Annotated in this window: 18 protein-coding genes; 4 read left to right on the top strand and 14 right to left on the bottom strand. The window is 58.4% G+C overall.

Annotated features, from left to right (window positions below; genetic code table 11):
• Positions 1-45: 45 nt before the first annotated feature.
• A complete protein-coding gene (locus tag AC2FLB_RS19715) occupies positions 46-729 on the top strand; it encodes a DUF1045 domain-containing protein (protein ID WP_496709914.1) in 684 nt (227 codons plus the stop codon).
• Here the strand turns inward: AC2FLB_RS19715 and AC2FLB_RS19710 are convergent.
• The 9 genes from AC2FLB_RS19710 to phnG are packed head-to-tail and all read right to left on the bottom strand — an operon-like array spanning position 711 to position 6378.
• Positions 711-1259 carry a ribose 1,5-bisphosphate phosphokinase PhnN gene (locus tag AC2FLB_RS19710; RefSeq protein WP_496709913.1) on the bottom strand — a complete coding sequence of 183 codons (549 nt, stop codon included), beginning with the start codon at positions 1257-1259 and terminating at the stop codon, positions 711-713. The two genes, AC2FLB_RS19715 and AC2FLB_RS19710, sit on opposite strands and share 19 nt — an antisense overlap.
• Positions 1256-1939 (bottom strand): phosphonate C-P lyase system protein PhnL, encoded by a 684-nt coding sequence (gene phnL, locus AC2FLB_RS19705; protein WP_496704081.1) that lies wholly within the window; start codon positions 1937-1939, stop codon positions 1256-1258. Before phnL ends, AC2FLB_RS19710 begins: the two co-directional genes overlap by 4 nt.
• Positions 1940-1950: 11 nt before the next feature.
• Entirely contained in the window at positions 1951-2721 is a 771-nt protein-coding gene (gene phnK, locus AC2FLB_RS19700; protein ID WP_496703514.1) for a phosphonate C-P lyase system protein PhnK, read from the bottom strand.
• A 5-nt stretch (positions 2722-2726) separates the two neighbouring features.
• Positions 2727-3131: a VOC family protein gene (locus tag AC2FLB_RS19695; protein WP_496692915.1), complete on the bottom strand. Its 405-nt coding sequence runs from the start codon at positions 3129-3131 to the stop codon at positions 2727-2729.
• Entirely contained in the window at positions 3128-3988 is an 861-nt protein-coding gene (locus tag AC2FLB_RS19690; protein ID WP_142639343.1) for an alpha-D-ribose 1-methylphosphonate 5-phosphate C-P-lyase PhnJ, read from the bottom strand. Before AC2FLB_RS19690 ends, AC2FLB_RS19695 begins: the two co-directional genes overlap by 4 nt.
• Positions 3981-4253 carry a hypothetical protein gene (locus AC2FLB_RS19685; RefSeq protein ID WP_496709912.1) on the bottom strand — a complete coding sequence of 91 codons (273 nt, stop codon included), beginning with the start codon at positions 4251-4253 and terminating at the stop codon, positions 3981-3983. The genes AC2FLB_RS19690 and AC2FLB_RS19685 overlap by 8 nt, the downstream gene beginning before the upstream one ends.
• Positions 4250-5341 carry a carbon-phosphorus lyase complex subunit gene (locus AC2FLB_RS19680; RefSeq protein ID WP_496704079.1) on the bottom strand — a complete coding sequence of 364 codons (1092 nt, stop codon included), beginning with the start codon at positions 5339-5341 and terminating at the stop codon, positions 4250-4252. The genes AC2FLB_RS19685 and AC2FLB_RS19680 overlap by 4 nt, the downstream gene beginning before the upstream one ends.
• 3 nt (positions 5342-5344) lie before the next feature.
• Entirely contained in the window at positions 5345-5920 is a 576-nt protein-coding gene (phnH, locus tag AC2FLB_RS19675) for a phosphonate C-P lyase system protein PhnH (protein ID WP_496709911.1), read from the bottom strand.
• On the bottom strand, positions 5920-6378 hold the full coding sequence (gene phnG, locus AC2FLB_RS19670) for a phosphonate C-P lyase system protein PhnG (protein ID WP_496709910.1): 459 nt from the start codon (positions 6376-6378) through the stop codon (positions 5920-5922). Before phnG ends, phnH begins: the two co-directional genes overlap by 1 nt.
• Before the next feature lie 102 nt (positions 6379-6480).
• Here phnG and phnF point away from each other — a divergent pair, with 102 nt between their 5' ends.
• The gene (gene phnF / locus AC2FLB_RS19665; protein WP_496709909.1) at positions 6481-7191 is read left to right on the top strand and encodes a phosphonate metabolism transcriptional regulator PhnF; all 711 of its coding nucleotides are present in this window, start codon (positions 6481-6483) and stop codon (positions 7189-7191) included.
• A 122-nt stretch (positions 7192-7313) separates the two neighbouring features.
• On the opposite strand, the gene AC2FLB_RS19660 is transcribed toward phnF, so the two are convergent.
• From AC2FLB_RS19660 to phnC, 5 genes are all read right to left on the bottom strand, one after another.
• Positions 7314-7928 carry an LbetaH domain-containing protein gene (locus AC2FLB_RS19660; RefSeq protein ID WP_496709908.1) on the bottom strand — a complete coding sequence of 205 codons (615 nt, stop codon included), beginning with the start codon at positions 7926-7928 and terminating at the stop codon, positions 7314-7316.
• Between the two features lie 23 nt (positions 7929-7951).
• Positions 7952-9319 (bottom strand): phosphonate ABC transporter, permease protein PhnE, encoded by a 1368-nt coding sequence (gene phnE / locus AC2FLB_RS19655; protein WP_496709907.1) that lies wholly within the window; start codon positions 9317-9319, stop codon positions 7952-7954.
• Positions 9316-10197, bottom strand: coding sequence for a phosphonate ABC transporter, permease protein PhnE (phnE, locus tag AC2FLB_RS19650; protein ID WP_496709906.1), 882 nt, complete (start codon positions 10195-10197; stop codon positions 9316-9318). Before phnE (AC2FLB_RS19650) ends, phnE (AC2FLB_RS19655) begins: the two co-directional genes overlap by 4 nt.
• A gap of 63 nt (positions 10198-10260) precedes the next feature.
• Positions 10261-11163, bottom strand: a complete 903-nt coding sequence (gene phnD, locus AC2FLB_RS19645; protein ID WP_496703501.1) for a phosphonate ABC transporter substrate-binding protein — start codon at positions 11161-11163, stop codon at positions 10261-10263.
• A gap of 68 nt (positions 11164-11231) precedes the next feature.
• Positions 11232-12053 (bottom strand): phosphonate ABC transporter ATP-binding protein, encoded by an 822-nt coding sequence (phnC, locus tag AC2FLB_RS19640; RefSeq protein ID WP_496704074.1) that lies wholly within the window; start codon positions 12051-12053, stop codon positions 11232-11234.
• A 163-nt stretch (positions 12054-12216) separates the two neighbouring features.
• Between phnC and rpe the strand changes: the two genes are divergently transcribed.
• Together rpe and AC2FLB_RS19630 are read left to right on the top strand one after the other, a co-directional pair.
• Entirely contained in the window at positions 12217-12906 is a 690-nt protein-coding gene (gene rpe, locus AC2FLB_RS19635; RefSeq protein ID WP_496709905.1) for a ribulose-phosphate 3-epimerase, read from the top strand.
• A gap of 272 nt (positions 12907-13178) precedes the next feature.
• Complete coding sequence (locus AC2FLB_RS19630; protein WP_496704073.1) at positions 13179-13643, top strand: hypothetical protein; 465 nt, start codon at positions 13179-13181, stop codon at positions 13641-13643.
• The last annotated feature ends 305 nt before the right edge of the window (positions 13644-13948 follow it).

Below are 13948 nucleotides of genomic sequence, written 5' to 3'. Positions count from 1 at the left end.
TCACACAGTTTGAGGTATTGGAAGGCCACGCAATAGGAGGCCAATGTGACATTCACGCGATACGCGATCTATTTTGCGCCACCCGCCACGGCGGAGTGGACGCAATTCGCAACCCATTGGCTGGGCTGGGACATGGAGGCTGGCACCGCGGTCGCCCATCCTGGGCTGGATGGTGTGGATGTTGCAGCGGTTACGGAGGTACCGCGAAAATACGGGCTGCACGCGACCATGAAACCCCCGTTCCGCCTGCGCGAGGGGCAATCCGTCACAGCGTTGCAAGAGGCCTGCGCCACCCTTGCTGCCAGCCAATGCGCAATCATGATGGAGGGTCTTGAGATTGCCCGCCTTGGCCGGTTTCTGGCCCTGCGACCACTGGGCGACACAGCCGCGCTGAACGCGTTGGCCGCCGCCTGTGTTCAAGAGCTTGATATGTTCCGGTCCCCACCGTCGGCGGCTGAACTTGACCATCGCCGCACCTCCAGACTGACACCGGATCAGGACGCCAACCTGGTCAAATGGGGTTACCCCTATGTGCTGAACGCGTTTCGGTTTCACATCACCCTGAGCGGCAGGTTGGACAAGCCCGTGCTGGATTCGGTCCAGCGCACCCTGGAAAACCATCTGGGGCCGCTTTTGCCGAAGCCCTTTCGAATTGCGGATCTGGCCCTGATGGGCGAGGCCGAGGATGGACGGTTTCACCTGATCCATCGCTATGCGCTTTCCAACTGAAGGCGGGACAATATTTTGGCCACCGTATCCTGCAGAGCACCAGAATTGTCGACCTCGATCACCCGGACCAGCCCCTTAGGCAACGGGGTCTTGGCCTGGCCCAACCGACGCGCCTGTTCTCTGTCACTTTCGCGCCCGCGCAATGACAAGCGTTGCTCTAGAACGCTCGCGTCTGCAGTCAACGAGATAACAATCAGATCGCCAAAGATCTCTTGCGCCTGCAACAACACAGCGCGCGACAGGTTGACCAGAACTGCCTCCGCCACCTGACGTTGCTGCGCGATCTCTTTCGGCACACCATAGAGCAACCCATGTGCATGCCAGCTGAGCGCGAATGCGCCCTCACCTTCCATCCGTCGAAACGCGTCATCTGTGACCCGTTTGAAATCTTCCCCCGCTTCGCCTTCGGGGCGGGTGACGACACGGCGCAGCCGCTGGATACCTTTTGCACGGGCTTCCAACGCCTCAATCACACTGTCTTTGCCGACACCTGACGGACCGACAACCGCTATGACCGGGGCAAGCGTCATGCCGCAATTCCCGGCGTGAATTGCGAAACGTTGATCTCGCGATCGCAAACCTGCTTCCGTCCGTCAACATCATGGAAGATGCCGATAATCGCCGCTCCGCGCTCTTTCGCCTCAAGGATCAGGGACAGGACGGTTTCGCGATTCTGCGCATCCAGACTGGCCGTGGGTTCATCCAGCAGCATGGCCGGGTACTCATGGGCAAAACCGCGTGCGATGTTCACGCGCTGCTGCTCGCCGCCCGAAAAGGTCGTCGGACTAAGGGACCAGAGCCGTTCAGGAATATTCAGACGCTCGAGCAGGCCCGCGGCCTTGTCCAGTGCCTTCTGTTTATCGCAACCAACGGCAAGAAGCGGCTCGGCCACGACCTCAAGCGTTGGCACTCTGGGCACAACACGCAGGAACTGGCTGACATAGCCCAGCGTTTCGCGCCGCAGGGTCAAGATCTCGCGCGGTTCAGCCTTGGCGACGTCTAAACCACCGACCAGAACCTGGCCCGAGGCAGCCAGATAGTTGCCATAGATCACCCGCATCAAGGTGGATTTCCCTGCGCCTGACGCGCCGGTCAGCGCCACACACTCACCCGGTTCAACCCTGAGTGTAGCGCCCTGCATGACCGGGATCACCGCGCTGCCCTGATTGTGCAGGGTAAAGCTTTTGCTGACATTGTTCAGTTCAATCATGGTCCCGGCCCTCATACCTGCAACACGCTGGACACCAGCAGTTGCGTATAGGCATGCTGCGGATCGTCCAGAACCTGATCAGTCAATCCGGCCTCGACCACATGACCGCTTTTCATCACCATCAGCCGATCCGCCAGCAGACGGACAACGGCAAGATCATGGGTGACAATGATGGCGCTCAGCCCCATTTCCCGAACCAACCCGCGCAACAGGTCCAACAGGCGAGCCTGTACCGAGACGTCCAGACCACCAGTCGGTTCATCCATGAAGACCAGCCTGGGGCCGGTCACCAGATTCCGCGCGATCTGCAGGCGCTGCTGCATGCCACCGGAAAACGCGGTCGGACGATCATCAACCCGCTCCACTTCGATCTCAACCCGACCCAGCCAGTCGATCGCCTTGTCGCGGATATCGCCATAGTGGCGGCCACCTACGGCCATCAGTCGTTCGCCGATATTTCCGCCCGCACTGACAGACATACGCAAGCCATCGCGCGCATGTTGGTGCACGAATGCCCAATCGGTGCGGCTCAGCATCCGGCGTTCAGGTTCCGACATGGTCACGGTATCCACCGGACCGTCTGCACGAGTGTCAAAGATCACCTGCCCCGCATCCGGCTCCAGATGACCCGCCAGACAGTTCAGCAGGGTTGACTTGCCCGAACCACTCTCACCTACGATCCCCATCACCTCGCCGGGATAGAGATCAAAACTCACATCGGTACAGCCGATACGGGCCCCGTAGGATTTTCTGATATCCTGTACACACAGCAGCGGTGTCATTTCATTCACCTTGGGTCATATGAAAACTCGATCCGATTGCCGCCCGGCTCTCGGATCATGAAATGGAGTTTCGGACCTGAACCCGAGGGTTCAGGTGCAAACTCGACAGCGACGGCAGGCCAGTCTTTGACCGCATCGAAAACCGCAGTCAGCGCTTCTTCATCGGGAACTTTCAATGCAACATGATGCAACCCGACGTTCTTGTGCCGGTTAAACCCCTGTAGCCCCTTGCCTTTTTGCTGCCAAAGCGTCAGCTTCGCCGCGCCATTGGTTACATAAACCGCCGGATAATCCGGATTGCTGCCGAAGACCTCCCAACCCAGCGCATCGACAAAGAACGTCCGCGTGGCGTCGAGGTCCGAAACCGTAAGGCCAAGGTGGTCAATTCCAAGCACATCTTCTCGTTTCATGCGGCATCCTCTCTGGCCAAACGGCCCACATGGCCCGCCTCGCGGCGCGACCGGCAATAATCAGTGTCCGAGCAAACAAACATGCGGGTGCCTGCATCATCCATGATGACTTCATCCAGATAGCTGTCCTCGGCCCCGCACAGATCACAGGGATGGTCGGCCTTGGTGGCCTCGAACGGGTAGTCCTGGAAATCGAGGCTGACGACCTTGGTATGCGGTGGCACCGCGTAGATACGTTGCTCGCGGCCGGCGCCAAACAGCTGGATCGCGTCCATCTCAAGCTTTGGGTTGTCGAATTTCGGGATGGGGGACGGGTCCATCACATAACGGTCCGAGACCATCACAGGATAAGCATAAGCGGTTGAGATCGCACCATGCTGGCTGATGTCTTCGTACAGTTTCACGTGCATCAACCCGTATTCTTCGAGGCTGTGCATCTTGCGTGTCTCGGTCTCGCGCGGTTCCAGAAACCGCAGCGGTTCCGGGATCGGCACTTGATAGACAAGAATCTGATCCGCGCGCAGCTTCGCCTCGGGGATGCGGTGGCGGGTCTGGATGACCGTCGCCTTCTCGGTTTCCTCGGTGGTGGCGACGCCGGCCGTATTCTCGAAAAACTTACGGATAGACACAGCATTGGTCGTATCATCCGCGCCCTGATCAATCACCTTGAACGTATCGTCCGGGGTCAAAGTTGCGGCAGATACCTGCACGCCCCCGGTACCCCAGCCATAAGGCATCGGCATCTCTCGGCTGGCAAATGGCACCTGATATCCGGGAATAGCCAACCCCTTGAGGATCGCCCGACGGATCATCCGCTTGGTTTGTTCGTCCAGATATGCGAAGTTATATTCAGTCATTTGATGTAACTATTTTGTTTCTGGTGTTTTTATGAACGTATTTGGTATTTGCTCGCTCATTTTGGCGGTTATGCTCTATTTTATCTGGCGCAATTTTCGCGCAAAGTGGCGCCTCGGGGCCATGGCCCGCGACCTTTCGTGCGAATGGGAATCGCTTGAAATCGTGAATTCGCGCGAAGCTTTCGGCAGAAAATCGCCCAATCAGGGCAGCGACTGGTTTTTGAACCGTAGGACGAGCCTGTAGGGCAAAGCGTTCAGAGATCATTCCGCAGCCTCCCTCGATGCAGCCCGTTCCTCGGCCTCGCGTCGCAGCTTGCGCACCAGTTCCAGTTCGGATTGAAAATCCACGTAATGCGGCAGCTTGATATGTTCGAGGAAACCGGTTGCCTGAATATTGTCTGAGTGGCTCAGGACAAATTCCTCGTCCTGTGCAGGTGCGCCCAGATTGTCCTCGCCCAGCTCCTCCCACCGCAGCGCCCGGTCGACCAGAGCCATGGCGATGGATTTGCGTTCAGACTGGCCAAAGACGAGCCCATAGCCGCGTGTAAACTGTGGCGGCTCAGTCTTTGAGCCTTGGAACTGGTTCACCGTCTCACATTCGGTCAACTCGACTTCGCCGATCTCGATGGCAAAGCCCAGTTCGGGAATGTCCATTTCGACCGCGACCTTGCCGATCCGCAGCTCGCCAACAAAGGCGTGGTTGCGGGCATAGCCGCGCTGAGTCGAATAGGCCATGCCCAGCACAAACCCCTCATCCCCGCGCGCCAGCGATTGCAACCGCAGCGGACGGTCCGCCGGAAACTCCAGCGGTTCGCGGGTCAGGTCGCCAGGCGTAGCATCGCTGACCGGCTCGTCCTGAATAATATCCTCACCCTTGAGGAATTCGGTGATATGCGGGGTCGGCTCGTGTCGCGCCGTACCTTCGGGCGCGGGTAGAGTTTCGCCATCCGCAGCCAGTTTGAAATCTAGCAGGCGGTGGGTGTAGTCGAATGTCGGGCCCAGCACCTGCCCGCCCGGCGCATCCTTGAACGTCGCCGATATCCGACGGTCACAGGCCATATTGCCCGTTTCAACCGGTTCGGAATAACCGAAACGCGGCAATGTCGTGCGATAGGCGCGGATCAGAAAGATCGCTTCGATCAGATCGCCACGCGCCTGTTTGATCGCCAGTGCGGCAAGGTCCGGATCATACAGCGATCCTTCTGCCATCACCCGGTTCACCGCCAGGCTCAGCTGCTCCCGGATCTGGACCAGGCTAAGCTCGGCCACATCCGGGGCGCCTCGGCGCTCTTCGGCCAACCAGGCATGGGCATTCTCAATCGCCTTTTCGCCTCCTTTGACGGCAACATACATCGCTTAACCCTCCGCGCTGATCTGGGTACTGCGCGGCAGGGCCGCGACCTTGTCACCGCAGGTAAAGAAGAAGTCACATCCCAAAGGGAAAAGAGCCGCATTACGTTGCAACGCAGGGATATCGGGTAGGTTCAAGCCTGCGCTCTGCTTGATACCGGGACCGTGCAAAATGGCACCGGACTGATCCAGGCCGTCACGCTCAACAATCAGAGTGGTTGACCGGTCCGGATACTCTGCAGTTCCGATGCGATAGCGATCCAGCCCACCAAGTTCGCCCCAAGTGCCGACGGCGAAATCCGCCTCGACAGCAGGAACCAGCGGCGCGCCGGTGTGGAAGGTCAGCCATTCGCGCAGCGCGTCGGTGTCGAGCTCACCCGCCAGATGTACCTTGGTTTCCGGGTCGCATAAAGTCAGCAACAAAGTGCCCGCTGCTACCGACAAAGGCGCTGGGGGCACGGCCCCTGACAGGCTGCGGATTTCTCCAGGGCGGGCCATCACCGTCATCGCCGCGCGAAAAGCATGTGCGGAATCAACCGGTATGTTCTGGAACCCGCCCGAGAATTGAGTTTGCGCAGTCATCAATCTTCTCCCCGAACCAGCGTGAAGAATTCTACTTTGGTTGCGGCCGCCTTTGCCGCCCGCGCGATTTTGACCGCCTGCATTTTCTGTTCCAGCGGACCGAGCAGGTTTTCCCGCACATGGTCTGCTGCCGCAGTCTGCATCATCGCATCAATCACAGCTGCAGCTTCGGCCTTGGGCTTTGACCGGCCCTGAACATAGCCGTGTCCAACCGTGCCATCCTGCAAGACCACCGAGCAGCGCGTGACCGTCATTTCACCCAGGTTGAACGGCGCCCCGGTGGCGCCGGTACGTCCGCGCACCATCACGCCGCCCACTTCGGGGCTGCGCAGCCATTCAAAGCCGGGACGGTCCGTGAGGCCCTCCCACAGCGCCAACGTGGCTTCATCTGGCGCGCGGGCCAGCAGGCCCATCCAGGTCTTACGCGCCTCGGTCGCGGAATCTCTCTGTTGTGTCATCAAAGCCTCTTGGCGGGGTTGTCTACTTATCCTATACAACTATACAAATCATAGACCGCCGCCCGGCGACTCGCAATCGCAACTGTGTGAATTTTTGGTGACATGAACAAAACGCCGATCTGGAAAAGCATCGCCCTAAGCCTGACGTCGGACATTGCCGAAGGGCGATATCAAACCGGTGACCGGCTGCCGACCGAAGCGCAACTGGCCGCAACGCATGGCGTTAACCGCCACACGGTTCGGCGGGCGCTGTCTGACATGGCCGACCAGGGGCTGGTCCATTCTAGGCGCGGGGCCGGTGTATTCGTCGCCACCCGACCAACCGAGTATCCGATTGGTAAGCGGGTGCGATACCACAAGAGCATCTCGGCCAGCGGCAAGATGCCCGGCAAGAAGATCCTCGCCCTGACCACACGGGCCGCGGATGAAGCCGAGGCCGAAGCATTGGGGCTTGATACCGGCGACACGGTGCATGTCTATGACGGTCTGTCTCTGGCCGACGGGCAACCCATCGGCCTGTTTCAAAGCGTTTTTCCGGCCAAGCGATTTCCTGACATTCTGCAGATTCTGACCGAAACCCAATCCGTCACCAAAGCCCTGCAAAGATGCAGTGTGCCGGATTACACGCGCATCTCAACCCGCCTGACCGCGCGCGCCGCCACGGCAACTCAAGCTCTGCACCTGCACCTGCCCGAGGGCGCACCAGTCTTGTTTTCGATCGGCATCAATGCAGACCCCGAGGGCAATCCTGTCGAGTACGGGAGGACAACCTTTGCCGGGGAACGAGTTACGCTGACCCTGAACGAGGATTGATCCCGCAAGCCTCCTGCCCGTCTTCAACCACCTATCGGAGGTTTCATCCCGTTGGGCCGCAAAGGGGGATCGGCGAAGCCGATGCTTCTGCGGGCGCGGAGCACCTGGGGTCACAGGGCCAGCTATTCGTATTTCTCCAAAAACGCCTCGGCCTCTAGTTTGCGAAAATCCGGCAATGCGTCACGCAAGCGGCTGTTGTCCCAGTCCCACCAGGCCAACTGCTCCATCCGATCGGCAACCGCTTGTGGGAACCTGGGGCGGAGTGGTTGGGCCGCCACCCCAGCAACAATCATGTAGGGCGGCACGTCTTTGGTCACCAGCGCCCCGGATGCGATGACCGCACCATTACCGATTGTCACCTCGGGCTTGATGATCGCTCCGTGACCGATCCATGTGTCATGCCCGATAAATGCGATCCGGCTTGCGCGATGGACAAACCACTCCGCATCATCCTCGGCATCGTCCCAATAGTCAGCCGACCGATAGCTAAAATGATGCAGCGAGGCCTTTTGCAACGGGTGATCCGTAGCGCCGATCCGGGTAAAGCTGGCAATGTTCGAAAACCTACCGATCCTTGCATTAGCGATGTCGCAGGTCCGGTCGCAATAGGAATAGTCGCCCCAGACCGCGTTGGCGATCCGACTGCCGGTGCCAATCTCGACAAATGCACCAAAGCTGCTGTTGGTAATCTGGCAATCGGGATGGATGAACGGTTCATCCGTGCGCAATCGTGCCATAGTCCTGACCTTTCAAGCTGCGCTCACGGCAGAATAAAATCTTTGGTTTTCGCGTTGCTCGGCTTGCTCTTCTTGCCGCTGTCGCCCTGGATCAGACGACGCCGTAACCAGCCCGAGAACCAATCCATCAACATCACCATGAGAATGATCAGAACGATGTAATAGGCGACCTCTTCCCAATCTTTCTGAGTGATGATCGCCTGCGTCAGCAACAGACCAATGCCGCCGCCAGTAATCGCGCCAATTATGGTCGCGCTGCGGGTGTTGGATTCGAGAAAGTACAAAAGCTGGCTCAACAGCACGGGAGTGATCTGTGGGATCACGCCAAAGCGATAGCGCTGCGGCGCATTCGCACCGGTCGACTGCACGCCCTCGATCTGCTTCTCATCCACATTCTCCAGCGCTTCTGAGAATATCTTGCCGAATGTCCCGGTATCGGTCACCAGAATTGCCAGCGCTCCGGTCAACGGCCCTGGGCCGAAGGCCCGTGCCAGAACAACGGTCCAGATCAAGGCGTCCACACCGCGTACAAAGTCGAACACCCGCCGTGTGGCAAAGCGCACCGACCGCAAGGGGTTAAAGTTCCGCGTCGCCAGGAACGCCAGTGGCAAGGCGATAATCCCTGCCCCCATGGTGCCCAGAAACGCCATCAGGATCGTCTCGAAGATGGCCCAGGCCACATCCTGATGCCGCCAGATCTTGTTGGTCCAGAAATCGTTGAAAATGGCACCGGCCTCACCGGCGGTGGCGCGGCTGACCAACTCGGGGAAAGATTTGCCATAATACGGGCTGTCGAGGGTGAACCAGAACAGCTCCCATCCTGGAAAATAGCGGAACACTTCGGACCGGTTGCGGGTCACGGTCAGACGCCCCGCATCGGTGGTGATCGCCAGCCGGTTTTTTGAGACGTTGATCCAGTCTGGAACCTCGCCCGCCGGTAACTCGGCTTGCACCCCAGAGGCCCGGCTGGGCGTAGCGCGCACGACGCCATAGCCAGGGATATCGTATTCGATTGTCTCGGGGCCGAAACGCACCACGTGACCATCTTCCAGGTCAATGATCGTGGTTTCGCCCAACGCCACCCAGTCGGGTGCGGTCCCGTCAGGATAGGTGCCTTTGCGGTCCCCTTCGACCGCAACGGACACATCACCATTGCGGTTATCCCGCGTGACATGGGTTTTGTAGCTGTAACTGTCGGCAACAAGCGTCTTGCCGTTTTCCCAATTTGCACGCCCGGCAATACCAGGCACGTCAAAGGCAAAGAACACGTAAATCAGGTAAAAAGCGACAAGGCCGGGCAACCCGAAATTCACGATCCGTTTGCGGTTGAACAGACGACCGGCCTCGGCCTTGAGGTCATCTGTCGACAGATCAGTGGCAAAGGTCGTCATGCCGAAGCTCCTTTTTCAGACCCGTGGGTCAGGCGATCCCGCAGATAGCCGGACAGCTGATCCACGACCATGATTGTGACAAAAAGCAGAAGGAAGATGGCCGCGGCCTCGTCATAGCGCCCCTGGCCCCATGACATCGCGTTGCGCAGCTCATAGCCCAGCCCGCCAGCACCGACGAAGCCAAGGATGGCGGAGGCACGGATGTTGATCTCGAACCGCAGCAAGGCATAGCTGACATAGTTCGGTCCGACCTGCGGGATCACGCCCAGATACATCCGTTGCGACCAGTTTGCGCCCACGGAATGCAGCCCCTCAACCGGCTTCAGCGAAGCGTTCTCGTTCACTTCCGAGAACAGCTTGCCCAACGCGCCGGCGGTATGGATGGCAATCGCAATCATTGCCGGAACCGGACCGCCGCCGAGAATGAAGATCAAAACCAGCGCGATAACGATTTCAGGGATGGCCCTGCAGATATCGGAAATCCGACGAAACAATGGGATCAGAGATGGCCACTGCGCCATGCCCCGTGTCGACATCAGGGCAAGAAATGTCCCCACAATCGTACCGATCAGGGTTGATGCTGCCGCGATATTGATCGTCTCAATCAGGGCCGGAAAGAACCGGATCAGATTTTCCGGCATCGCGCCGATCTTTTCCCACGCTTCCGAGAGAACTTCGGCCGGATAGTCGAAAACCCTGCGCCAACCGTCAACGAAACTGCCTGCGTTTCGATCATCCGCAGTGCGGAACCCTGCGGCCATCAAAGCCACAAACAGGATCAGGAGAATGCCACCATAAGCCCGTTTTCGCCGGGTCATTTCTGAGTATTCGTCGCGGATCTGATCGACACTGTGGGACCCTGCGGTCAGGTCTGTCATAGAATGCTCCTGAGAAAACGGGGTCCGGTATAACACCGGACCCCGATCATGTGAGTTGCAGGCTTAGTTCGACTTCAGCTTACGCGCTTCGATGATGACCTCGTAGGCTTCGTGCGTGATGGGATCAAAGCTCTTGGCTTCGCCTGCTGCCACGCCGTAGAAACACTCGCGGTCTTTTTCATCCAGCGTGTTCCACAATTCAGTGACCTGAACTTTGACATCTTCGGGCAAGGCCTTGCGCAGAACGACCGGGCCTTCCGGGATCGGCGCCGATTTCCAGATCTGGACCAGATCGTTCATGTCGACCAGACCGGCATCCACAGCACGGCGCAGCGCGCCCGACTGATAGCCATCTTCCCAATCACCCAGGCCGTCGGCCCAGGTCACGCCGCCGTCAACGTCACCGTTGTTTACCGCAACGATAGTCTGTTCGTGACCGCCGGTGAACTTGACCTCACCGAAGTAATCGCCCGAGTCCATGGTCGCGCCGGTGGCCTGTGGGATCTCGATCGAAGGGATCAGGTAGCCCGAGGTCGAGTTCGGATCACCAAAACCAAAGGCCTTACCCTTCATGTCGTCCAGCGAAGCGATTCCGCTGTCTTTGCGCGCAAAGCCTACCGAGTAGTAGCCATAGCCGCCATCACTGTTGACCTTGACCAGAACCGGCTCAACCGCTTCGGGATCGCTCAGATAGGTTTTGGCGTAACCCGACGCACCCAACCAAGCGACGTCAATCGTGCCACCCAGCAGGCCCTGAATCACACCGTTATAATCGGCAGGGGCGAACAGCTTGGTCGGAACGCCCAGCAGCTCTTCGGTGTATTCGCGCAGGCATTCGTTTTTGCTCATTCGGTCTTGGGCGTTTTCGCCGCCCAGAATACCAATGCGGAATTCGCTTATTTCCTGCGCCATAGCGGGCGCGGCCATGGCAGTGGTCGCAACAAGGGCAGCAATTAGGTTTTTCATCTGTCTCTCTCCAGGTTGATGTCCCCGACCTCTCATCGGGTCGGGCGATGAAAGGTGGTTGGGGTGGCTCAGATGGTGGCTTCGGCTTCCATCAGGGCCTTCTGGGTGGCGTCGAGCGTCTCGATCTCGGTCGAGGTCGCCTCTTCCGAGAAACTCGCATCGGCCCCATAGATCTCGCGGGCGACGCCGGTGGTCAGCTGTTCCGGCAGCCCATCAAAGACGATGCGACCATCGCGCATGCCGACGACGCGGTCGCAATAGCGGCGCGCGGTATCCAGCGTGTGCAGGTTGGCGATGACCGTGCGGCCATCCTCTTCGTGGATGCGGCGCAGGGCTTGCATCACCACCTGGGCATTCATCGGGTCCAGAGAGGCAATCGGTTCGTCCGCCAGAATGATTTTCGGGTCCTGCATCAGCGACCGAGCAATAGCGACACGCTGTTGCTGTCCGCCCGAAAGGGCCTCGGCCCGTTTCGGCGCATGTTCGGCAATGCCCAGACGATCCAGAATGTCGATGGCGCGGTGGATGTCTTCCATCGGGAACAGGTTGAACATGGTGGCCAGCGTCGATTGGTGGTTCAGCGTGCCATGCAGCACGTTCGACACCACATCCATGCGCGGGACCAGATTGAACTGCTGAAAGATCATGGCGCATTCGGCTTGCCAGGCCCGCTTGTCCCGCCCCTTCAACTGGGTGACATCGCGGCCTTCGAACAGGATCTTGCCTTCGCTGGAATCGGTCAGGCGATTGACCATCCGCAAAAGGGTGGATTTCCCGGCGCCGGATCGCCCGATGATGCCGATCATGCACGGTTTGTCCACATCCAAGGTCGCCGCATCCACGGCTAGATTATCGCCGAAGCGTTTGGTCAGTTTGTCGATACGCAGCACAGGCCACCCCCAATTCGTCTTGGCGGTCAGCTACAGCCACTGTTCAACGGCTGTGTGTCAGTAAGGTGAAAGTTTTGTTACGGCGCGATTGTCGCGGGGGCTATCCATCATCTGACCTCAACGCTATACGCATCCTCAACTGTTCAGATGACACGAGGCCACCATGAGCTTTGACCGCACTATCAAGATCGCCCCGTCGATCCTGTCCGCCGATTTCGCCAATTTCGGTGCCGAGATTCAGGCCATCGAGGCGCAGGGCGCCGACTGGGTGCATATCGACGTGATGGATGGCCATTTTGTTCCCAACCTGACCTTTGGTCCGCCCGCCGTCAAAGCCTTCCGCCCGCATGTCAAAACGGTGATGGACGTGCATCTGATGATCGCGCCGGTCGATCCCTATATTCAGGCCTATGCCGATGCCGGGGCCGATGTGCTGACCGCCCATATCGAGGCAGGGCCGCATTCGCACCGCACCCTGCAGGCCATCCGCGCTGCAGGAATGAAGGCCGGTATCGCGCTGAACCCGGGCACTCCGGCCGAAGCGGTCGAGCACCTGTTGGATCTGACCGATCTCATCTGCGTTATGACCGTAAACCCCGGCTTTGGTGGCCAGAAGTTCATCGACATGACCAGCAAAATCCGCCGCCTGCGCCAGATGATCGGCGACCGCCCGGTGCACATCGAAATCGACGGTGGTGTAGACCCCAAAACTGCCCCTCTGGTCGCTGCGGCGGGCGCAGATGTGCTGGTCGCCGGATCGGCGGTTTTCAAGGGCGGGTCGGTGGACAAACCTGAAATTTACGGCAAGAACATCAAGGCTGTTAGGGCTGCTGCTCAACTGGCGGCGGATTAATCCTTCGCAACTCCGAGCAGGCTGATCACGAGTGGTCGCACTCAAATTGTCGACCCTTACCAAACTGGCACAGGTAAGGACCACTCCTCTTGTTGTCGCATTTCTGGATCTCACGCCTTTTGGTGGCCACAGAAGGGTTCCGGGGGAAATTCCAGCTAACTTCTTGATTTCAAGCCAACCAATATACGATGGTTCACCTCAAATAGGCTTTGCCTGGCATTTTCTTGCGTGCCAATGCCGCAGGTGACCAAACGATGGTGGAGAGTTGGTGAATGGAAACTGCCGATAAGTTGTTGGACATTGTCCAAAAAATTGTTGTGATAACAGCCGCGTTGGTCGCCGGTTGGTATGTTCTTGTTCGACAGGATCATTCTTCTCACGCGACCTTGACCGTTACCTCGAAAATTCACGATGACTGTACGCTTGCCGCCAGAATCCAGGTGAAAAACCCAAAAGGAATAATTATTGAGCCCGTCAGTTTTTCCATTCAGGCATATAAGCTCGACTACCGGGAAATTGTCGATGCGCCGGACAATCAGCTCCGAATATCTGAGCAAGTAATGACTGTGGAAAACGCGGCAAAAATTGGTGAGACCTTTGCCCGAGTTCTGTCACTCAAGCTGCCTGAAGGCATAACCAGCGAAAACGCGATTATGCTACGAGGGCAAATGACACTTGTGGACAGCACCATCTACAACGAAGAAACGATAGTTGAGGTTCCGCAATGCGATTTCTGATTTTGATTTGGATCGGAACTGGTGTCCTGTCTGGTTGCGCCGCCAGAGTTGGCCCCCAGTGCGAAGGGCTATCCAGACAAGCAGGGTACGACCTTCCGGTAACAGTGAACGAACTGCAAAAGATTCGTTTGCGTGGCTTCTCAGAATGCGCTGATTACATTGAGGAAAACGCACTGATCAGAACCTAGCATCAAAAAGGGCGCCGGATGGGCGCCCTTTCCATTTGACCATTCGCTTGCGCGAATTACTCGACGATTTTCGACACAACGCCGGCGCCGACGGTGCGGCCGCCTTCGCGGATGGCG

It is taken from the genome of Ruegeria sp. CDSA236, from assembly GCF_059611285.1.
Note: the sequence above shows the minus strand (reverse complement) of the source record. Positions and strands in the feature narration are given on the sequence as shown.

What these genes read in the sequence shown, in the direction of transcription:
- AC2FLB_RS19710 (WP_496709913.1), bottom strand. Translation starts at nt 1,259, where the DNA reads ATGACGCTTGCCCCGGTCATAGCGGTTGTCGGTCCGTCAGGTGTCGGC.
- phnL (WP_496704081.1), bottom strand. Translation starts at nt 1,939, where the DNA reads ATGATTGAACTGAACAATGTCAGCAAAAGCTTTACCCTGCACAATCAG.
- phnK (WP_496703514.1), bottom strand. Translation starts at nt 2,721, where the DNA reads ATGACACCGCTGCTGTGTGTACAGGATATCAGAAAATCCTACGGGGCC.
- AC2FLB_RS19695 (WP_496692915.1), bottom strand. Translation starts at nt 3,131, where the DNA reads ATGAAACGAGAAGATGTGCTTGGAATTGACCACCTTGGCCTTACGGTT.
- AC2FLB_RS19690 (WP_142639343.1), bottom strand. Translation starts at nt 3,988, where the DNA reads ATGACTGAATATAACTTCGCATATCTGGACGAACAAACCAAGCGGATG.
- AC2FLB_RS19685 (WP_496709912.1), bottom strand. Translation starts at nt 4,253, where the DNA reads ATGATCTCTGAACGCTTTGCCCTACAGGCTCGTCCTACGGTTCAAAAA.
- AC2FLB_RS19680 (WP_496704079.1), bottom strand. Translation starts at nt 5,341, where the DNA reads ATGTATGTTGCCGTCAAAGGAGGCGAAAAGGCGATTGAGAATGCCCAT.
- phnH (WP_496709911.1), bottom strand. Translation starts at nt 5,920, where the DNA reads ATGACTGCGCAAACTCAATTCTCGGGCGGGTTCCAGAACATACCGGTT.
- phnG (WP_496709910.1), bottom strand. Translation starts at nt 6,378, where the DNA reads ATGACACAACAGAGAGATTCCGCGACCGAGGCGCGTAAGACCTGGATG.
- phnF (WP_496709909.1), top strand. Translation starts at nt 6,481, where the DNA reads ATGAACAAAACGCCGATCTGGAAAAGCATCGCCCTAAGCCTGACGTCG.
- AC2FLB_RS19660 (WP_496709908.1), bottom strand. Translation starts at nt 7,928, where the DNA reads ATGGCACGATTGCGCACGGATGAACCGTTCATCCATCCCGATTGCCAG.
- phnE (WP_496709907.1), bottom strand. Translation starts at nt 9,319, where the DNA reads ATGACGACCTTTGCCACTGATCTGTCGACAGATGACCTCAAGGCCGAG.
- phnE (WP_496709906.1), bottom strand. Translation starts at nt 10,197, where the DNA reads ATGACAGACCTGACCGCAGGGTCCCACAGTGTCGATCAGATCCGCGAC.
- phnD (WP_496703501.1), bottom strand. Translation starts at nt 11,163, where the DNA reads ATGAAAAACCTAATTGCTGCCCTTGTTGCGACCACTGCCATGGCCGCG.
- rpe (WP_496709905.1), top strand. Translation starts at nt 12,217, where the DNA reads ATGAGCTTTGACCGCACTATCAAGATCGCCCCGTCGATCCTGTCCGCC.
- AC2FLB_RS19630 (WP_496704073.1), top strand. Translation starts at nt 13,179, where the DNA reads ATGGAAACTGCCGATAAGTTGTTGGACATTGTCCAAAAAATTGTTGTG.